At 73.0% G+C, this 19073-nt stretch carries 21 protein-coding genes; 15 read left to right on the plus strand and 6 right to left on the minus strand.

Annotation, left to right across the window (positions count from 1 at the left end; all coding sequences use genetic code 11):
• Positions 1-881: Tar ligand binding domain-containing protein (locus ACFQ46_RS21815; RefSeq protein ID WP_380262037.1), on the minus strand; the 881-nt coding region annotated here is incomplete at its 3' end.
• Between the two features lie 180 nt (positions 882-1061).
• Here ACFQ46_RS21815 and ACFQ46_RS21820 point away from each other — a divergent pair.
• From ACFQ46_RS21820 to ACFQ46_RS21835, 4 genes are all read left to right on the plus strand, one after another.
• Positions 1062-1331, plus strand: a complete 270-nt coding sequence (locus ACFQ46_RS21820; RefSeq protein ID WP_380262039.1) for a DUF2277 domain-containing protein — start codon at positions 1062-1064, stop codon at positions 1329-1331.
• Positions 1332-1510: 179 nt separating this feature from the next.
• Positions 1511-1939: a LysM peptidoglycan-binding domain-containing protein gene (locus tag ACFQ46_RS21825; protein WP_380262041.1), complete on the plus strand. Its 429-nt coding sequence runs from the start codon at positions 1511-1513 to the stop codon at positions 1937-1939.
• 92 nt (positions 1940-2031) lie between these two features.
• Positions 2032-2523, plus strand: coding sequence for a transcriptional regulator NrdR (gene nrdR / locus ACFQ46_RS21830; RefSeq protein WP_380262043.1), 492 nt, complete (start codon positions 2032-2034; stop codon positions 2521-2523).
• Between the two features lie 42 nt (positions 2524-2565).
• Positions 2566-3477: a proteasome assembly chaperone family protein gene (locus ACFQ46_RS21835; RefSeq protein WP_380262045.1), complete on the plus strand. Its 912-nt coding sequence runs from the start codon at positions 2566-2568 to the stop codon at positions 3475-3477.
• Here the strand turns inward: ACFQ46_RS21835 and ACFQ46_RS21840 are convergent.
• Complete coding sequence (locus tag ACFQ46_RS21840) at positions 3474-3929, minus strand: pilus assembly protein CpaE (protein WP_380262047.1); 456 nt, start codon at positions 3927-3929, stop codon at positions 3474-3476. The two genes, ACFQ46_RS21835 and ACFQ46_RS21840, sit on opposite strands and share 4 nt — an antisense overlap.
• Before the next feature lie 110 nt (positions 3930-4039).
• On the opposite strand from ACFQ46_RS21840, the gene ACFQ46_RS21845 reads away from it, so the two are divergent.
• Positions 4040-4375 carry a TraR/DksA family transcriptional regulator gene (locus ACFQ46_RS21845; protein WP_380262049.1) on the plus strand — a complete coding sequence of 112 codons (336 nt, stop codon included), beginning with the start codon at positions 4040-4042 and terminating at the stop codon, positions 4373-4375.
• A 7-nt stretch (positions 4376-4382) separates the two neighbouring features.
• On the opposite strand, the gene ACFQ46_RS21850 is transcribed toward ACFQ46_RS21845, so the two are convergent.
• Positions 4383-5207 carry a transglutaminase family protein gene (locus ACFQ46_RS21850; RefSeq protein WP_380262051.1) on the minus strand — a complete coding sequence of 275 codons (825 nt, stop codon included), beginning with the start codon at positions 5205-5207 and terminating at the stop codon, positions 4383-4385.
• 27 nt (positions 5208-5234) lie between these two features.
• Here ACFQ46_RS21850 and ACFQ46_RS21855 point away from each other — a divergent pair, with 27 nt between their 5' ends.
• The 3 genes from ACFQ46_RS21855 (at position 5235) to ACFQ46_RS21865 (ending at position 7738) form a co-directional block, all read left to right on the plus strand.
• Positions 5235-5909, plus strand: coding sequence for an NAD(P)H-binding protein (locus ACFQ46_RS21855; RefSeq protein WP_380262053.1), 675 nt, complete (start codon positions 5235-5237; stop codon positions 5907-5909).
• Positions 5910-6002: 93 nt separating this feature from the next.
• On the plus strand, positions 6003-7232 hold the full coding sequence (gene serA, locus ACFQ46_RS21860) for a phosphoglycerate dehydrogenase (protein WP_380262055.1): 1230 nt from the start codon (positions 6003-6005) through the stop codon (positions 7230-7232).
• Positions 7232-7738, plus strand: coding sequence for a metallophosphoesterase family protein (locus tag ACFQ46_RS21865; protein ID WP_380262057.1), 507 nt, complete (start codon positions 7232-7234; stop codon positions 7736-7738). Before serA ends, ACFQ46_RS21865 begins: the two co-directional genes overlap by 1 nt.
• Here the strand turns inward: ACFQ46_RS21865 and ACFQ46_RS21870 are convergent.
• Positions 7729-7938: a hypothetical protein gene (locus ACFQ46_RS21870; protein ID WP_380262059.1), complete on the minus strand. Its 210-nt coding sequence runs from the start codon at positions 7936-7938 to the stop codon at positions 7729-7731. The genes ACFQ46_RS21865 and ACFQ46_RS21870 overlap by 10 nt on opposite strands.
• 40 nt (positions 7939-7978) lie before the next feature.
• Positions 7979-9031 (minus strand): LLM class flavin-dependent oxidoreductase, encoded by a 1053-nt coding sequence (locus ACFQ46_RS21875; RefSeq protein ID WP_380262061.1) that lies wholly within the window; start codon positions 9029-9031, stop codon positions 7979-7981.
• A 52-nt stretch (positions 9032-9083) separates the two neighbouring features.
• On the opposite strand from ACFQ46_RS21875, the gene ACFQ46_RS21880 reads away from it, so the two are divergent.
• From ACFQ46_RS21880 to ACFQ46_RS21890, 3 genes are read left to right on the plus strand one after another with little or no spacing between them, the layout of a single operon-like run.
• On the plus strand, positions 9084-12761 hold the full coding sequence (locus ACFQ46_RS21880; protein ID WP_380262063.1) for an ABC transporter ATP-binding protein: 3678 nt from the start codon (positions 9084-9086) through the stop codon (positions 12759-12761).
• A gap of 43 nt (positions 12762-12804) precedes the next feature.
• On the plus strand, positions 12805-13782 hold the full coding sequence (locus ACFQ46_RS21885; RefSeq protein WP_380262065.1) for a YihY/virulence factor BrkB family protein: 978 nt from the start codon (positions 12805-12807) through the stop codon (positions 13780-13782).
• 11 nt (positions 13783-13793) lie between these two features.
• Entirely contained in the window at positions 13794-13961 is a 168-nt protein-coding gene (locus ACFQ46_RS21890) for a hypothetical protein (RefSeq protein ID WP_380262067.1), read from the plus strand.
• Between the two features lie 4 nt (positions 13962-13965).
• Here the strand turns inward: ACFQ46_RS21890 and ACFQ46_RS21895 are convergent, their stop codons facing one another.
• Entirely contained in the window at positions 13966-15000 is a 1035-nt protein-coding gene (locus tag ACFQ46_RS21895) for an aldo/keto reductase (protein WP_328291949.1), read from the minus strand.
• A 190-nt stretch (positions 15001-15190) separates the two neighbouring features.
• Between ACFQ46_RS21895 and ACFQ46_RS21900 the strand changes: the two genes are divergently transcribed.
• From ACFQ46_RS21900 to ACFQ46_RS21915, 4 genes are all read left to right on the plus strand, one after another.
• Positions 15191-16267 (plus strand): PfkB family carbohydrate kinase, encoded by a 1077-nt coding sequence (locus tag ACFQ46_RS21900; protein WP_380262069.1) that lies wholly within the window; start codon positions 15191-15193, stop codon positions 16265-16267.
• Between the two features lie 108 nt (positions 16268-16375).
• Complete coding sequence (locus tag ACFQ46_RS21905) at positions 16376-17023, plus strand: UdgX family uracil-DNA binding protein (RefSeq protein ID WP_380262071.1); 648 nt, start codon at positions 16376-16378, stop codon at positions 17021-17023.
• A 12-nt stretch (positions 17024-17035) separates the two neighbouring features.
• Positions 17036-17662: a GntR family transcriptional regulator gene (locus ACFQ46_RS21910; RefSeq protein ID WP_380262073.1), complete on the plus strand. Its 627-nt coding sequence runs from the start codon at positions 17036-17038 to the stop codon at positions 17660-17662.
• Positions 17659-18981, plus strand: a complete 1323-nt coding sequence (locus ACFQ46_RS21915; protein ID WP_380262075.1) for a nitrate/nitrite transporter — start codon at positions 17659-17661, stop codon at positions 18979-18981. Before ACFQ46_RS21910 ends, ACFQ46_RS21915 begins: the two co-directional genes overlap by 4 nt.
• Positions 18982-19073 lie beyond the last annotated feature (92 nt).

The raw sequence follows: 19073 nt of genomic DNA on the forward strand, positions 1-19073 counted from the left end.
GACTCCTCCGCGCCGGAGGAGAGCTGGGTGGCGACGGTGGTGAGTTCCTCGGAGGAGCCGGCGAGGGTCGCGGCGGAGTCGGAGATGCGGCGCATGGTGGCGTTGAGGCGGTCCATGGTCACGTCGACAGCGGCTCCGAGGCGGCCGACCTCGTCCCGGGTGTCGAGGCCCGCGCGCTGGTCGAGGCGGCCGTCGGCGAGGCCCTGCACGACGGTGAGGGTGCGGGCCAGAGGACGTGCGATGGAGCGGGCGATGACGACGGCGACGACGACGGCGATCGTGAGGGCGACCGCGCCGATGACCAGCAGCATCACGACAGCGGCGTGGTAGTCGGCGGAGCCGGCGGTGGCCATGGCGGCCGCAGCGTCCTTCTCGTGCTTGGCCGCGTCGGCCAGCAGCGGCAGCAGCTGGTCGGTGACAGGGGTCGTCGTGGCGCTGCGTCGGGCGACGAAGCCGGCACGGTCGTTGCTGCGGACCAGGGTGGCGAGTTCGACCCGCGCGGCACGGTACTGCTTGACGAGATCTTCGATCTGGGCCCGGTCCGCGGCCGGGGTGGCCGGGTTGGAGGCCTGGTAGGCGCTCCACGCCTGGTCGTAGGCCGTGTCGTCCTCGCCCATCTTGGTCAGTGACGCCTCGGTGGCCTGCTGGTCGTCGGTGACTGCTGCGTTCACGATGTCCATGCGCAGGGTGAGGAAGGAGGTGCGGACCTCACCCAGCGTCTGCACCGAGGCCACGCCACTGGTGGACACGTTCTCGAGGTTGGCTTGGGAAGATCCGAGGCGGGAGATGCCCAGGGCCACCACGGCGGCCAGCAGGAGGCAGACGACGCCGAAGCCGGCGAAGAGCTTGGGGGCGACGTTCAGATCGCGCAGTGCCTTCATGGGTGGGCCTTCCAGGGGGTTCTCGCGCGGCGCGGGGTGGGGAAGGTGCCGAGGGCGCAGGGCGGAGCAGGCGGGTGAGGTCGTCGTGTCCATCGGCGGCGCGGCCGTGGGCCTGAGGTGCGCCGGGAGAAGGCTGGGAGTCCGTTGTGCGTCGGGGGCCCGGTGCCTAGCGTGGTGCGCATGTGTCGCAACATCCGTCAGCTGCACAACTTCGAGCCGCCCGCCACGTCGGAGGAGGTCCAGGCCGCCGCGCTGCAGTACGTGCGCAAGGTGGCCGGGTCGACCCGGCCGTCGGTGCGCAACCAGGAGGCGTTCGACCGGGCGGTGGCCGCCGTCGCGCACGCGACGCAGCACCTGCTCGAGGACCTGGTGACGACGGCGCCGCCCAAGGACCGGGAGGTCGAGGCCGCCCGGGCGAAGGAACGCAGCGCGCGGCGCTTCGCCTCCTGACCCTCGGCCCCCGAAGCGTTCGCGCAGGTCAGCGCACGTGTCGGAGGCCGGTGGCAGCGTCTGTCGACGTCACCCCCGGGAATTCGGGGGTTGCGCGCCACCGTTCGAACGGTGGTAGAACAGACGCGCACGGTCGAACACCCGTTCGATAGTGCGCCACTCGTTGGAGGTCTCTGCTCGTGAGCGCCACCGCCCTCGCCCTGCCCGTCGTCGCACGCCCGGTCCGCCCTGCCCGCCGCAACGTCGCCACCGTCCGCCCACACTGCGCCGCCCGGCCCGTCGCGCCGCCTCGGCGCCCCGCCCGCACGCTGCGGCTGACCCGACGGGGCCGTCTCGTGGTGACCTGCACGGCCGCCACGCTGCTCACCGGTGCCGTCGTCGCCGTGACGGGTGCGCTGTCCGGCGCCTCGGCCGGGGTGGAGCGCACCTCCGCACCCCCGGCCGCGGTCCTGACGGTCCTCCCCGGCCAGACCCTGTCGCAGATCGCCGGTCAGTGGTCCCCGGGCGCGGACTGGCGCGAGGTGGCCGGTGAGATCGTCCAGCTCAATGCCCTCCCGTCCATGACCCTGCAGGCCGGACAACAGCTGACGATGCCCGAACAGGGCTGATCGCGGTGCGCCCGGTTGCTCCGTGCGTCGGTCACGACGTACGGTCGACCCTGGACCAGAGCCGTCGTCCGGTCTCGGGGGAGGAAGTCGGGGTGCACTGCCCGTTCTGTCGGCACGAGGACTCTCGTGTCGTCGATTCCCGCACGACCGACGACGGCAGCTCGATCCGTCGCCGTCGGCAGTGTCCGAACTGCTCCAAGCGCTTCTCCACCGTCGAGACGGCCAGCCTCTCGGTCATCAAGCGTTCCGGTGCGCCAGAGCCGTTCAGCCGCGCCAAGATCGCCAGCGGGGTGCGCAAGGCCTGCCAGGGCCGGCCGGTGAGCGAGGACGACATCGCGCTGCTCGCCCACCGCGTCGAGGAAGCCGTCCGCGCCCAGGGTGCCGCCGAGATCGACGCCCACCAGGTGGGTCTCGCGACGTTGCCCTTCCTGCAGGAGCTCGACGAGGTCGCCTACCTGCGTTTCGCCTCGGTCTACCAGGCCTTCGACTCCCTCTCCGACTTCGAGTCGGCGATCGACCGCCTGCGGGCCCAGCGCGCCGCGTCACCGCTGCCCCCGGTCGAGACGGTGCCTGCCCGCGGCTGACCCGCGTCGAGTCCTCGCGTCGAGGACGGGGATGATGGGGGGATGCTCGATCCCGGTTCCCTGTACAGCTACGAGGGCGAACGCCCCGCCCTGGTGGAACCTCCGCTCGTCGTGGCGTTGAACGGATTCATCGACGCGGGCAACGCGGTCCGCCTGAGCGTCGAGCACCTCCTGGCGACCTGTCGCCACGAGCTCGTGGCCACCTTCGACGTCGACCAGCTCCACGACTACCGCGCCCGGCGGCCCACCATGACCTTCGGCGGCCAGAACTGGCTCGACTACGAGCCGCCCCGCCTGCAGGTCCACCGGGTCCACGACGAGGAGGGTTCCTCGCTGCTGCTGCTGAGCGGCCCCGAGCCCGACGTGCAGTGGGAACGGTTCACCACCGCCGTCTGGCAGCTCGCGGACGAGCTGGGGGTCGGACTGACGATCGTGCTGTCGGCGGCGCCCACGGCCGTGCCGCACACCCGTCCCGCCGGGGTGACGGCCAGCGCGAGCCGGCCCGAACTGCTCGACGGCTTCCGCACCTGGGACGTCGAGGCACAGGTCCCCGGTCACGCCTCGGCGCTGCTGCACCTGCGGGGTTCCCAGCACGGGCGTGACGTGCTCTCCGTGCTGGCCCACGTGCCGCACTACCTCGCGGGCAACGACTACCCCGACGCCGCCGCGGTGCTGGTCCGGACGCTGTCCGGGGCGACGGGGGTCGCCGCCTCCGTGGAGTCCTTGCTCGAGGCCGCCTCGCAGACGCGGGTCGAGGTCGACCGTCAGGTCTCCGAGTCCGCCGACGCCGCGTCCGTCGTGCAGGCGCTGGAGCAGCAGTACGACACCTCCGGCGACGAGGGCCGCGGCACGGGGGCGGCGAGCGCCTTCCTGCCCACCGCGGACGAACTCGGTGAGGAGTTCGAGCGGTTCCTCGCCGGCCGCGAGGACGACCCCGGCGAGGACCCGGTCTAGGCGGTGGTGGCGGTGTCGGAGGTCCCGGCGCTGCCGCCGCCGGTGCCCGAGACGTGGTGCAGCAGAGCGCGTCCGTAGGCCTCGGCGGCGTCCTCGGCCTCGAAGGCGTCGGCGCCCCGTTCGTCCAGCAGCAGCACCCGGTGGACGATCGTGTCGCCGACGTCGCGGCGTTCGAGGCGGGTGAAGCGCTCGCCCAGGAGCTCCCTGAGCTGGTGCTCGGCGGGCAACCAGCACGCCTCGGGCTGGTCCACGGAGTCCAGCGCCCACTCGGTGGTGCCGTTGAACCCGATGATCTTGCCCGACGGGTGGTCGTGGACCTCGATCGTCATGTCGCTGAGGGTGAAGACGTCGGAGTCCATGTCGCGGTTGGGGATGACGAAGCGGTCGCCGGAGGCGGGGTGCCACTGCAGGCCGGCGCTGCGCAGCTGCAGGGCCAGATCGACGGAGATCATCCGCTCAGCATGGACCCGGCCCCGCGGTTCGTCACCTCGTGCTGCGCCCGGGGCCCGTACGGGGTATCAACGGACGTCACGAACACGCAGTCGACGCTGGGAGCACCACCATGGACACCGACACCGCCCGCGAACGCCTCCTGGACCTGCAGCGCGACCTGCAGTCGACCATCGACGACCTCACGGCCCGGTTGGAGTCCGGCAGCACCCCCGACGCCGCCGAGGGCGGCCAGGACACGGGAGACCTCGGGGCGCACGAGCAGCAGGCCGCCGAGAACGAGGGCCTCCTCGACGGCGCCCGTCGGCGTCTCGACAGCGTCGAGGACGCCCTGAAGCGGCTGGACGCCGGCACCTACGGGATCTCGATCGTCTCGGGGGAACCCATCCCCGAGGAGCGGCTCGAGGTCTACCCCGACGCCGCCACCCTGGTGACCGAGAAGCTCTGAGCCCCGCTCAGCGCAGCACGACCGGGTGCGCGTGGTCGTCGAGGGGCAGGTCACCCTCGACGACCGCGACCACCGAGAGCTCCTGCAGGTCGACCTGACCGGCCGTGGTGAGGAACGCCGTGTCCGCCGCGTCGCGGCCGGAGGCGATCCGCAGCAGCGACTCCCGCGGCGCCAGGCGGGTCGCGTCGACGACCTGCCACCGCCCGTCCGGAGCGGCCTCCACGACGGCGTGGAAGTCCATCGGTGACAACCCCGGCGCGTAGACCGAGCACAGCCGGGCCGGGACGTCGAGGGCCCGCAGCACCGCCACGACGAGGTGGGTGAAGTCGCGGCACACCCCCTGACGGGCGAGGAGGGTCTCCAAGGCCCCGTCGGTGGGCAGGCTGGAGCCGCTGACGTAGGCAAGGTGGTCGAACACCCAGCGGGCGACCAGGTCCGGCAGCAGTTCCCGGCGGGGGCCGGCGTCGAGGCGGCCGAACTCCGCCGCCGCGAACGTGATCAGCCGGTCCGAGGGGCAGTAGCGGCTGGGCCGGGTGAACTCCCACCGTTCCCGGGCCCCGAGGGTGGCGTCGGGACCCGTCGAGGTGCGGACCTGCGCCTCGTACTCCAGCGTGCTCGCCCCGGCGGGGACGGTGAACTCGTGCAGGCGGGTGCCGTCGCCCGAGCGGAGTTCACGGACCTCCACCGGGCCGTCGGGACCGGTCACGGTGAGGGTCTCGGAGAGCAGTTCCACCCCGTGGCGGTCGGCGAGCGCGACGAGGGCGGAGGCCGCGGCGGGAGCGTCGGCCCGCAGGCGCAGGTGGGCACGGACGGAGGTGGTGGGGGAAGGCACCGGAGGATTCTGGCCTACGGTCTGGGCATGCGCATCGTCATCGCCGGAGGTCACGGACAGATCGCCCTGCTGCTCGCCCGGTCGGCCGTGTCCCGCGGCGACGAGGTGGTCGGCCTGGTCCGCAACCCCGACCACGTGCGCGACCTCGAGGCCTTCGGCGAGCAGGCCCTGGTCCGCGACCTGGAGACCCTCGACGCCGCGACGCTCGCGGGCGACCTCGCCGGTGCCGACGCCGTGGTCTTCCTCGCCGGTGCCGGCCCGGACAGCGGCGCGTCGCGCAAGGACACCGTCGACCGCGGGGCGGCGGTCCTGCTGGCCGACGCCGCCCAGCGCGCCGCGGTGCCGGCCTACCTGCTGGTCTCCTCGATGGGCGTGGAGCAGGTGCGCGACGGCGCCACCCCCGACGGGGTCGGGGAGGTGTTCCTCGCCTACCTTCGCGCCAAACTGGCGGCTGAGGAGGACCTGCTGCAGCGCAGCGGTTTGCGGGTCGGTGTGCTGCGCCCGGGGGCGCTCAGCGACGAGGCCGCGACGGGTCGGGTGCAGCTCGCCCCGTCGGTGGCGCGCGGTGCGGTCCCCCGGGCCGACGTCGCCGCCGTCTGCCTGGCCCTGCTCGACCGCCTCGTCGACGGGGTCGAGCCGACGCGGGTGCTCGAGCTGGTCGGGGGCGACGCCCCCGTGGCCGACGCCGTCGCGTCGGTCTGAGCGCACGGGCGCTCACGGCGCACGGCGTTCGGCCCACGGGTGCGGGTGCGGGAGACTGGCCCCCCACGCACCCGCTCGTAGTTGGAGGAACCCGTGTCCGCCCCCGACCTCGCACCCGTCCGTCGCGGACGTGCGCTGCTGCTGGAGAACATCCACGCCGACGCCCGGACGCTGCTGTCCGACGCCGGTTGGGAGGTCGAGACCGCGTCCGGTGCCCTCGACGAGGCCGAGCTGGCCCGCCGCGTCGAGGGGGTCTCGCTGCTGGGGATCCGCTCCCAGACGCAGGTGACCGCGAAGGTCCTGGAGGCGGCCACCGACCTGCGCACCGTCGGCGCCTTCTGCATCGGCACCAACCAGATCGACCTCTTCGCCGCCGCCGCGAACGGCATCGCCGTGTTCAACGCGCCCTACAGCAACACCCGCAGCGTCGTGGAGCTCGCGCTCGCCGAGATCATCGCCCTCACCCGCCGTCTCACGGTCAAGGACCGGGCGATGCACGACGGGGTGTGGGACAAGTCGGCCGCGGGCTCGCACGAGGTCCGCGGCCGTCGCCTCGGCATCGTCGGCTACGGCAACATCGGCTCCCAGCTGTCCGTGGTGGCCGAGGCGCTGGGCATGAGCGTCTTCTTCTACGACACCACCGACAAGCTCGCCCTGGGCAACGCCCGCCGCTGCGGGAGCCTGCACGAACTCCTCGAGATCGCCGACGTCGTCAGCCTGCACGTCGACGGCCGCCGGTCCAACACCGGGTTCTTCGGTGAGGCGGAGTTCTCCCGGATGCGTCCCGGCTCGATCTTCCTCAACCTCTCGCGCGGGTTCGTCGTCGACGACGAGGCGCTCGCGCGGCACGTCCGGTCCGGCCACGTCGCCGGGGCGGCCCTCGACGTCTTCCCCACCGAGCCCAAGGGCAGCGGCCAGTCCTTCGACTCCGTCCTGCGCGGGCTGCCCAACGTCATCCTGACCCCCCACGTCGCGGGGTCGACGGAGGAGGCGCAGGAGGACATCGGGCGGTTCGTCGCGGCCAAGATGCGCGACTACGCCCTGCACGGCACGACGGCGCTGTCGGTGAACCTGCCGACGCTGGACACCGAGACGGCCCCCGAGACGGTGCGCCTGGCCCACCTGCACCGCAACGTCCCGGGCGTGCTCGCGGCCATCAACAAGGTCCTCGCCGACGCCGGGGTCAACATCGAGGGTCAGCAGCTCGCGACCCGCGGCGACCTCGGCTACGTCGTCACCGACATCGCCGCGCACGCCTCCGAGGAGGTCGGTCGCCGGTTGCGCGAACTGCCCGAGACCGTCCGGGTGCGCCAGCTCGGCTGATGGCCACCCGGATCGTCGTCGTCTCCGACACCCACCTGCCGGCGCGGGCGAAGGACCTGCCCGCGCCGGTGTGGGCCGCGGTGGAGTCCGCCGACCTCGTGGTGCACGCGGGGGACTGGTGCGACGAGGCCACGGTGCTGGCCCTGCGCGCCCGCTCCGCCGCCCTCGTGGGCGTCGCCGGCAACAACGACGGCGCGGACGTGCGCGCGCACCTGGACGAGTTCGCGGCCTTCGAGGTCGAGGGGGTCAGGTTCGGGGTCGTGCACGAGACGGGCGCGAAGGAGGGCCGGGAACGTCGCTGCGACGCCCGCCACGGCGGCTCGCTGGACGTCCTGCTCTTCGGCCACAGCCACGTCCCGTGGGACTCCACGACCCCCGCGGGCACCCGGATGCTGAACCCCGGCTCACCCACCGACCGCCGGCGGATGCCCACCGGCACCTGGCTGGAGCTCACCGTCGAGCACGGCGGGCTCCGCGACCTCGTGCTCCGCGAGGTTCAGAGGTAGATGTCGAGCCGTCCTGCCGGGTGCAGGTCGTCGGAGGGGCCGAGGTCGATCTCGTCCTCGGTCGCGGGCAGGCGACGCACGACCATCGCGGGACGACCGCGGCGCTGGTCACGCTCGCCGGCGGAGGAGGTCGCGGCGGGTTCGGGGGTGGCCGTGGTGATGGCCAGCGCCGAGCCCCAGGTGCTCGTGAGGCTGATCATGTCCTCTCCGTCGGCCGTGACGCTGCGTGCTTGAGCTGCGTCAGACGGGTTCACCCGTTCGGCTCACGTCCTCACCGGACTGCGTGACGCGCGACCACTCCTGGGCCAGCAGCTCGTAGGAGAGCACCCGTTCGGCCGGGTCGTGCACCTGCGTCACGACCATCAGCTCGTCCGCCCCGCTGCGTTCCACGACGTCCAGCAACCGGGGGACGACCTCCTCGGGCGTGCCCGCCACCAGCTTCGACCCCAGCCGCCCCGCCGTGTTGCGCTCCGCGAGGGTCCACCGGTGCGCGGCCGCCTCCTCCGGGCTCGGCAACGGCCCCGGCATCCCCAGGCGCAGCCGGGTCGTCGCCAGGGTCGACGCCGCCGCCAGCGCCTGCGCGCGCTCGCTCGTCTCCGCGACCAGCACCGCGAGGGTCAGCACCGCGTGCGGACGCGGCCAGTGCCGCGAGGGGACGAAGTCCTCCCGGTAGGAGCGCAGCACCTCGACGGGGGAGACCGAGCCGAAGTGCCCGGCGTAGGCGTACCCCGTGCCCGACCGGGCCGCGACCGCCGACCCGTGCTCGCTGGAACCCAGCAACCACACCGGCGGCAGTGGCACGTCGTCCGGCTGCGCCCGGATCCCGGCGAAGGGGTGACCCGCGGGGAAGCCGTCGACGTAGCCGTGCAGCTCGGCCAGCTGCTCCTCGAAGTCGTCCAGGGCCAGCGCCTGACGCGAACGCTGCAGGGCCAGCGCCGTCCGCGGGTCCGTCCCCACCGCCCGGCCCAGGCCGAGGTCGATGCGTCCCGGGTGCAGACCCTCCAGCGACCGGAAGGACTCCGCCACGGCCAGCGGGGAGTGGTTGGGCAACATGATCCCGCCCGCGCCCACCCGCAGAGTGCTCGTCGCGGCCGCGATCGCGCCGATGAGCACCACCGGGTCCGCGCTGCCGACGGCGCTCAGGTTGTGGTGCTCGGAGACCCAGTGGCGGACGTAACCCGCCGCCTCGGCCGCCCGCGCCAGGTCCACGCTGCGGCGCAACGCCAGCGAGGCCGGCGTGCCCGAGGAGACGGGAGAGAGGTCGAGGACGGACAGCGCAACGCTCACCCTCACCGGAACTCCGCGAACCGGCACGCTGTTCCACCCGGGGTTAGTGTCGTCCTTCGTGCCCTCAGAACGATCGCGGCCCTCCGGCTGGTTCCGCCGGCTGCTCGGCCACTGCCTGGCCCACCGCCGCGACCTCTTCCTCGCCTTCGGCTCCTCGGTCGTCTCCTACGGCGTCGCCGCGATGGTCCCGCTGGTCGTCCGGCACGTGATCGACGACGTCATCGGCACGCCCGGAGCCGCCCTGTGGCCGTGGGCCGCTCTCCTCGTCCTCGCCGGGGTGGTCGTCTACGCCCTCGGCTTCGTGCGCCGCTTCACCGCCGGGCGGTTGTCGCTGGACGTGCAGTTCGACCTGCGCAACGAGGTCCACGCCGCGGTGCAGCGGATGGACGGACGCCAGCTCGACGGCCTCTCCACCGGCCAGGTCGTCAGCCGCTCGATCAGTGACGTCCAGCTCGTCCAGGGACTGCTCGCCTGGCTGCCCAACGTCACCGGCAACGCCGTCCTGTTCGTCGTCTCCCTGGTCGTGATGGCCACGCTGTCCCCGCCGCTGACCCTGGTGGCGCTCGCGATCGGCCCGGCGTTGTGGTGGATCGCCTTCCGCAGCCGCCGGGACCTGTTCCCGGCGAACTTCGCCGCCCAGGCCCGGGCGGCCGAGGTCGCCGCCCACGTCGAGGCCGCGGTGACCGGGGTGCGGGTCGTCAAGGGGTTCGGGCAGGAGGCCGCGGAGCTGCGCCGCCTCGAGGGCATCGTCGGCGACCTGTTCACCGACCGGATGCGCGTCGTGCGCTACAACTCCCGCTACGGGCCTGCGCTGCAAGCGGTTCCGGCCCTGGGCCAGGTCGGGGTGCTGCTCTTCGGCGGGTGGCTGGCGCTGAACGGGCACCTCACGGTGGGGACGTTCCTGGCGTTCTCGACCTACCTCGGCCAGCTCGTCTCCCCGGTGCGCCAGCTCGCCGGTCTGCTCACCGTGGGCCAGCAGGCCCGCGCGGGGGTCGAACGCGTCCTGCAGGTCGTCGACACCCGTCCGCACGTCCTGGCTCCCCGCACCACCCCGGCCCGGGAGCTGCCGGACGGGCCGTTGTCGGTGGAACTGTCCGGGGTGCGCTTCGGCTTCACCGACGAACGCACCGTCCTGCACGACGTCGACCTCCACGTCCCCGCCGGGGGCACCGTCGCCCTGGTCGGGACGGCCGGGTCGGGCAAGTCGACGATCACGAACCTGCTGCCGCGCTTCTACGACGTCGCCGCGGGCAGCGTCCGCATCGGCGGGGTCGACGTCCGCGACCTCGACCCGCGGGAGCTGCGGGCCGCGATCGGCCTGGTCTTCGAGGAGACGTTCCTCTTCTCCGACACCGTCCGCGCGAACGTCGCCTACTCCGTCCCCGACGCCGGCGACGCGGCGGTCCGGGCCGCGCTGCGCACCGCGGCCGCCGACGGTTTCGTCGACGCCCTCGACCACGGCTGGGACTCCCTCGTCGGGGAGCAGGGCCTCACCCTCTCCGGTGGGCAGCGCCAGCGCATCGGCCTGGCCCGGGCGCTGCTGGCCCGCCCCCGCGTGCTGGTCCTCGACGACGCCACCTCCGCGGTCGACCCGACCGTGGAGCAACGCATCCTCGGCGCGCTGGCCGACGCGCGCGAGGAGGGGCGCACGACGCTGCTCGTGGCCCACCGCCGCTCCACGCTGCGCCTGGCCGACCGGATCGTCGTGCTCGACGGCGGTCGCGTCGTCGACGAGGGCACCGAGGCGGAACTGCAGGGACGGAGCGCGGTCTTCCGCCGCCTCTTCGACACCGAGGAGGCCCCGGCGAGCGCTCCCGAACGCGTGCCGGCGACCCCCGTGAAGGGTTCCCCCGTCCCGGCCCCGCGCACCGGTCGGTCCGCCGCGGCCGCCGCCGTCGACGCGGGTCTGCCCGTCTCGGGGGCACTGCTCGACCGGATCGCCGCGCTGCCGCCGGTGCGCGACGTGCCGGCCATCGACGTCGCCGCCGCGGAGCGGCACGAACCCGCGTTCGGGCTGGGCCGCCTGCTGCGCCCGTTCCGGTGGGCGCTGCTCGCGGGCATGCTGCTCGTGGCCGGCGACGCCGCGGCGCAACTGGTCCTGCCCCAGCTGGTCCGCGACGGCCTCGACCAGGGTGTCGCGGCCGACGACCTGCGCGCGCTGCTGTGGGTCTCCGCCATCGCGGCGTTCGTCGTCGCGGCGGACTGGCTGGTGACCGTCGGGCAGGGCCGGGTGACCGGGCGGACCGGGGAGCGGATCCTCTTCAGCCTGCGGCTCAAGACGTTCGCACAGTTGCAGCGCCTCGGGCTGGACTACTACGAGCGTGAGCAGGCCGGGCGGATTATGACCCGGATGACCACCGACGTGGACGCGCTGTCGACGTTCCTGCAGAACGGCGTCGCCCAAGCCCTGGTGAGCCTGCTGTCGCTGGTCGGGGTGTTCGTCGCGATGCTCGTCCTCGACCCGGAACTCGCGGTTGTCGTCGTCTGCGTGCTCCCGGTGCTCGTCGTCGCGACGTTGGTGTTCCGGGCGAAGTCGCGACCCGCCTACACCGAGGCCCGCGAGCGGATCAGCGCGGTGAACGTCCAGTTCCAGGAGTCGGTCGCGGGGGTCCGCGTCACCCAGGCCTTCGTGCGCACCGAGGAGGACACCGCGGCGTTCCACCGCAAGGGGTGGGCCTACCGCGACGCCCGGGTCCGGGCCCAGCGCTACATCGCCACCTACTTCCCGTTCGTGCAGTTCCTCAACGAGGTGACGGCGGCGCTGGTGCTCGTCGTCGGCGCCTCCCTGGTGCGCCAGGGGAGCGTCTCCCTCGGCGTCCTCGTCGCGTTCCTGCTCTACGTCGACCTGTTCTTCGCCCCGGTCCAGCAGCTGTCGCAGGTGTTCGACGGGTACCAGCAGGCCGCCGTCGGGTTGCGTCGCCTGCGCGACCTGCTCCGCACGCCGACCACGGTCGTCCCCGCCGCGCAACCGGTCCCGGTGACCCGGCTGCGCGGGGACCTGCGGTTCGAGGGCGTGCAGTTCCACTACCAGAACACCGAGCACCCGGCGCTGGCCGACCTCGACCTGCACGTCCGCGCGGGGGAGACGGTGGCCCTGGTCGGGGAGACGGGGGCGGGGAAGTCGACCGTGGTGAAGCTCGCCGCCCGCTTCTACGACCCGACCGGGGGACGGGTCCTGGTCGACGGGACCGACCTGCGCTCGCTGGACCTCGAAGGTTTCCGGCAGCGGCTCGGGGTCGTCCCGCAGGAGGCGTACCTCTTCGACGGAACGGTCGCCGAGGCGATCGCCTACGCCCGGCCCGAGGCGAGCCCCGAGCAGGTGCGGGCGGCCGCGGCCGCGGTCGGCGCCGACCGGGTGATCGAGGCGCTGCCGGGCGGGTACGGGTTCGTCGTCGGCGAACGCGGCCGCAACCTCTCCACCGGTCAGCGTCAGCTCGTCGCGCTCGCCCGGGCCGAACTCGTCGACCCCGACGTCCTGCTGCTCGACGAGGCCACGGCGGCGCTCGACCCGGCGGCCGAGGCGGCCATTGCGGCCGCCAGCGACGCCGCGGCGAGCCGGCGCACGACGATCGTCGTCGCCCACCGGTTGACCACCGCCGCCCGCGCGGACCGCATCGTGGTGCTCGACCTCGGCCGGGTCGTCGAGGAGGGCAGCCACCAGGAGCTGCTCGAGCGCGGCGGCTACTACGCGGGTCTGTGGGCCTCCTTCGTCGCCGGGAGGGCCTCGGCGGCCTGACCTCACCGTGCGGAGCAGGGAGAGATCCAGCACGCTGGGGAGCATGAGCAGAACGACCCGACGTGACGATCTCACGGTCGACCGCCACGGCGAGAACGCAGAATCCCCGCAGCAGATCCCCGCGAAGGGGTGGCTGGCCGTGACGAAGCGGGCCTGGGGGGAGGCCAAGGAGGACCTGGTGCCGCTGCTGGCGGCGGGGGTCGCCTTCAAGGCCTTCCTGGCGATCTTCCCGGCCCTGACCGCGGCGTTCCTGATCTGGGGGATCTTCGGAAACACCCAGTCGATCGCCGATCAGGTCAACGGGATCTCGGCGATCCCCGACGAGGCCCGCAAGCTCGTCATCAGCCAGGTCCAGAACGTCGCGACCGGCAAGTCCACGGCCGGCATCACGGCGGTGCTCGCCATCGTGCTGGCGCTGTGGAGCGCCTCCAGCGGCGTCGAGAACCTCATGGCGGCGACGAACAGCGCCTACGACGAGAAGGAGACCCGGGGTTTCCTCAAGCGCAAGGGCACGGCGCTGCTGCTCACGATCGGCGCCATCGTCTTCATGCTGCTGGCCGTCGCACTCATCGGTGTCGCACCCGTCCTGGTGAAGGCGCTGGGGGCCAGCGGGATCGTCAGCATCGTCGTGAACGTCCTGCGCTGGGTGCTGCTGCTCGGGTTGGTCGTCGTCGCCCTGGGCGTCGTCTACCGCGTCGCTCCCGACCGGGACTCGCCGCGCGTGAAGTGGGTGTCGGTCGGTGCGGGAGTCGCCACGGTCCTGTGGCTCATCGTCTCGGCGGGTTTCTCGATCTACGTCTCCACCGCCGGGCAGTCGTCCTACGCCAAGAACTACGGGTCGATGGCCGGTGTCGTCGTCCTCCTCATGTGGCTGTGGCTGACGAGCTACGCGATCCTCCTGGGCGCCGAGATCAACGCCGAGGCCGAGAAGCAGACGGACAAGGACACCACCGTCGGCCCCGAGCAGCCCATGGGCTCGCGGGACGCCGTGGCCGCCGACCGCAAACCGAACGACCGCTGAGAGGGAACGACATGGCTGACCAGAAGGACGATCAGAAGAACACGGCCCAGGAGCACCTGGAGAAGTCCGAGGAACTGACCGCGGAGGTCAAGGAGGGGTGGAAGACCCTTCCCGAGACCGAGGAGGCCGACGACGCGGGCGTGCAGGGTGTGCAGGAGTCGCACGCGCCGTCGGACTGATCTCCTAGCGACCGCCCTGCAACTTGCGGGAACGCTGGGTCGAACCCGGTCCGCCGTAGGGGTAGTCCGCGGGTTCGGGGTCGCTGGCCTCGTCGAGGAGGACGAGTTCGGCGGCCTCGAGCTCCAGGTCGGCCGCACCGAGGTTCTCGGTGAGCTGCTGCGTCGTGCGCGCGCCGAGGATCACCGAACTGACGGCCGGCTGGGCCGCGAGCCAGGCCAGTGAGACCTGGGCCATCGTCGCCCCGCGGTCCTCGGCCACCTTCTGCACCGCGTCCACGACGGCCCAGGTCCGGGTCTGGGCGTTGCGCCGGGCGTAGGCCTCGACCCCGCGCTCGGGGTTCTCACCGAGTCGGGTCGCGCCGGTGGGGGCGTTGTCCCGGGTGTACTTGCCCGACAACCAGCCGCCGCCCAGCGGTGACCAGGGGAGCAGGCCCAGGCCGTTCTCCTCGGCCGCCGGGACGATCTCCCACTCGATCTCGCGGACCAGCAGGTTGTACTGCGGCTGCAGGGTGACCGGCGGGGAGAAGCCCGCCGCGTCGGCCACGTCGACGGCCTTCTGCAGCTGCCAGCCGGTGAAGTTCGACAACCCGACGTGGTGGACCTTCCCGGCGCGGACGAAGGAGTCCAGCGTCGCGAGGGTCTCCTCGATCGGGGTCCACGGGTCCCAGGCGTGCACCTGGTAGAGGTCGACGGTCTCGACGCCGAGGCGGCGCAGCGACGCGTCGAGGGCGCGGGTGAGGTGGCGGCGGGACAGCCCGACGCCGTTGGGTTCCGGCGAGGTCGGGAAGCGTCCCTTCGTGGCCAGGACGACCCGTTCGGTGACGTCTGCGGGCCGGTCGGCGAGCCAGGCACCGATGATCTCCTCCGACGTGCCGTCGGAGTACACGTCGGCGGTGTCGACGAGGGTCCCGCCGGCAGCCAGGAACGTGTCGAGCTGCTCGAACGAGCCGTCGCGGTCGGTCTCGCTGCCGAACGTCATGGTGCCCAGGGCGAGGTGGGAGACGGACGTGCCGCTGTTCCCGAGGGTTCGGTTCTCCATGACCCGCATCCAACACCCGGCGGGTGCGGTGCACCTCTCGCACGCAGCTCGACGTCGTGGTCGAGGACGCGGGGATCGCCGGCAGGCAGCGCCCCTGCACGAGGTGGACGACGCCGCCTGGGTCACCGGCCACACGATCCCCGTCGACGGGGACTACCTCGCGGTCCGACCCAGCTGACAGCATCGGGGGATGCTGACGCAGCAGGAGACGCCCTTCGACGTCCACGTCCGCGGCACGGTGTTCCTGGACATCGTGCTGACGGGCCTGGACTCCGAACCCCGGTTGGGCACCGAGGTCTGGACCTCGGGGATGGGCTCGTGCCCGGGCGGGATCGCCAACATGGCGGTCGCGGCGTCCCGGCTGGGGTTGTCGACGTCGCTGTCGGCGGCGTTCAGCACCGACGCCTACGGCCAGTTCTGCTGGCAGACCCTCGGTGAGCAGGAGGGGATCGACCTCTCGACGTCCTACCGGGTGGCGGACTGGCACTCGCCGCTGACGGTCTCGCTGGCCTACGGCGGGGACCGGGCGATGGTCACCCACGAGCACCCCGCACCCGTCGACGAACCCGCCGAGGTGCCCGTCTCGCGCGCCGCGCTCGTGCACCTGGCGGCGGTCCCGCAGCCGTGGGTGCTGCGCGCGCAGGCGCAGGGTTCGCTGGTCTTCGCCGACGTCGGCTGGGACTCCTCCACCCAGTGGAACCCCGACGTGCTGGGCGGTCTGGAGCACTGCCACGCGTTCCTGCCCAACCACGTCGAGGCCATGCGCTACACCCGGGCCGACTCCGCGGCGGCGGCCGTCGCGGCGCTCTCCGAACGGGTCCCGGTGGCCGTCGTCACCTGCGGGGCCGACGGTGCCGTCGCCGTCGACCAGGTCAGCGGCGAGAGCGTGCAGGTGCCCGGTCTGCCCATGGAGGCCCTCGACGCCACCGGGGCCGGGGACGTCTTCGGGGCCGGTTTCCTCACGGCGACGCTCGGGGGGTGGTCGCTGGCCCAGCGGTTGTCCTTCGCCAACCTGTGCGCCGGGCTCTCGGTGCAGCAGTTCGGCGGCTCGCTCTCCGCCCCGGGCTGGGGTGACATCGCCGACTGGTGGTCGCACCTGCGCCGGGGACCGCGCACCTCGGCGACGTCGCAGCTCGTGCGTCAGTACGGCTTCCTCGACGACGTCCTCCCGGCCCACCCGAGCGCGGGCAGCGCGGTCCGGCGGGCGAGCGCGACCCTCTCCGTCCTCAACGACCTCCCCGACGGGGCGACGGCGCCCTCCCGGTGACCGCGTCGTCCGACCTCGTCGCCGGGCGGCGAGCCGTGAAGGGGTCGAGGCTGGTCACGCAGGCACGCCAGTGGCGAGCACCACCGACGCGAGAGTCAGGACAACGGCATGGTGACCAAGGTCGAGCGCCCCGGTGCGCAGGAGTGGGTGCCCGAGGGCGCCGACGTCGAGCAGCTGCGCGAGGCGGCGACGAACTGCCACGGCTGCGAGCTGTGGGAACCCGCCACCCAGGTCGTGTTCTCGGCGGGTGCCGCCGACGCCCGTCTCGTGCTGGTCGGTGAGCAACCCGGCGACCAGGAGGACCGCCGGGGCGTCCCGTTCGTCGGTCCGGCCGGGCGGTTGCTGCAGAAGGCGGTCGCCGAGGCGGGCATCGACCTCGCCACGACGTACGTGACGAACGCGGTCAAGCACTTCCGCTTTACTCAGACCGCGCCCGGGAACCGCCGCATCCACGCCAGCCCCGACGTGGGGCACATCACCGCCTGCCGCCCGTGGCTGGCGGCCGAACTCGTCCAGGTCGATCCCGACGTCGTCGTCTGCCTCGGTGCGACCGCCGCGAAGGCGCTGCTGCCCAAGGACTTCCGGGTCACCAAGCACCGCGGCACGCTCTTCACGCTGCCGACCTCCCGCGGGGAGAAGACGTTCCTGGGCACGATCCACCCCTCGGCGGTGCTGCGGACCCCCGAGGCGGAGCGGGACGCGGCGTACGCGGCACTGGTGGCCGACCTGCGGGTGGCGGGATCCGCGCTCCGCTAACATAGATACATCATGGATACAGCGAGCTCGCGGGTCTACGCGCAGGTCAAGCACGGGATCCTCGACCGGTCCCTGGCCGGCGGGCAGCTGCTCACGGAGGGCGAGATCGCCGACCTCGTCGGCGTCTCCCGCACGCCCGTCCGCGAAGGGCTCCTGCAACTGCAGGCCGAGGGCCTCGTGCACCTCATCCCCAAGCGCGGCGCCCTGGTCGTGCCGGTGTCCCCGGCCGAGGTCGAGGACGTCCTCGAGGCGCGCGAACTCGTCGAGGTCCACACCGCCGCCCGAGCCTGGGCGCGGCGCGCCGACCTCGCCGTCGACCTCGTCCCGCACCTGCAGGACATGCGCGCCGCCGTCGACGACCCCTGGGCCTTCACGGCCGCCGACCGCGCCTTCCACGCCACCGTCGTCCGCAGCGCCGGCAACGAGGTGCTGTCCGCCCTCTACGACTCCCTGCGGGACCGGCAGATGCGGATGGGGGTCGCGAACCTCCACGGCTCGGGGGACCGCGTCGCGACGGCCCTGGCCGACCACGAGGCGCTGCGCGCGAGCCTGCTCGGCGACGACGTCGACGCGTGGCTGCACCTGGTGCGCGACCACGTCCGCCGGGCCGGCGACCGGCTCCGGGCGGTGCGCCGGTGACCCGCGGGGAACCCGCCGTCCGGGGCGCCTGGCTCGTCTTCGCGGTCGGCGCGCTGGCCTACGTCGTCACCGTCGGGAACCGCACCTCGCTGGCCGCCGCCGGCCTGGAGGCGCAGCAGCGCTACGGGATCGGCGCCGGGACGCTGTCCAGCTTCGCCGTGCTGCAGTTCCTCGTCTACGCCGTCCTGCAGGTCCCGATCGGCGTCCTCATCGACCGCTGGGGTCCGCGTCGGCTCGTGATCGCCGGCGGGATCGCGATGGGCGGGGGACAGCTCCTCCTGGCCCTGAGCACCCAGACCTGGCAGGCCGTGCTGGCCCGCGTCCTCGTGGGGGCCGGCGACGCCGCGACGTTCGTCAGCGTGCTCCGCGTGGTGACGAACTGGTTCCCGCCGCAGCGGGTCCCCGTGATGACCCAGCTGGTCGGGTTGTTCGGTCAGCTGGGTCAGGTGTTCAGCTTCGTCCCGCTCGTCGCGCTGCTGCACGGCCCGGGCTGGACGGCCGCCTACGGGGGGATCGCCGCGTTCACCGTCCTCACCGTGGTCCTCTGCGTCCTCGTCCTGCGCGACGTCCCGCCAGGGACGGTGAACCCCCGCGCGGCGAAACCCCTGCGCGAGGTGCTGGGTGACCTCCGGGCCGCGCTGCGCCACCCCGGGACCCGGCTCGGGCTCTGGTCGCACTGGGCGACCCCGTTCTCCGGCAACGCCTTCGCCGCCCTCTGGGGCTACCCGTTCCTCGTCTCCGGCCAAGGGCTCGGCACCGGCGCGGCGGGCGCCCTGCTGACGCTCTACACCGTGAGCGCGGCCGGGACGGGGCCGCTGATGGGCACCCTCGTCGCCCGGCACCCGTTCCGGCGGTCCTGGATCGTGCTGGCGATCGTCGGCGGCCAGTTCGTCGTCTGGAGCGTCGTGCTGCTGTGGCCGGGACCAGCACCGCTGTGGGTGCTCGCCGTCATGGTCGTCGTCGTGGCGACGGGGGTACCGGGGTCGATGATCGGCTTCGACTACGCGCGCACCTCCAACCCCGTGCACCGCCTCGGCGGGGCGACGGGCATGACCAACGTGATGGGCTTCACCGCGACCATCGTGTTCATCGCCGCGATCGGCCTCCTGCTCGACCTCCAGGGCGCCGGGACCCCGGCGACGTACTCGCTCGGCGCGTTCAAGGTGGCCTTCGCCGTCCAGTTCCCGCTGTGGTCGGTCGGGGTCGTCGGGATCCTCGTCAGCCGGCGCCAGACCCGCGCGCTGATGGCCCGCAACGGGGTCGTGGTGCCCCGGATGCGGGACGTCCGCGCCCGCCTCACCGCCTCCCGGGGTGAGTGAGAGGACTTCGTCACCGGGGTGGTCTGTCGGGGTGGGGGGTCCACAGGGCAGGATTCCGGGGTGACTGAGAAGCAGAAGGCACAGATCGGTGT

The sequence above is a fragment of the Kineococcus sp. GCM10028916 genome, assembly GCF_042674865.1.
In the GTDB taxonomy this organism is placed as follows: Bacteria; Actinomycetota; Actinomycetes; order Actinomycetales; family Kineococcaceae; genus Kineococcus.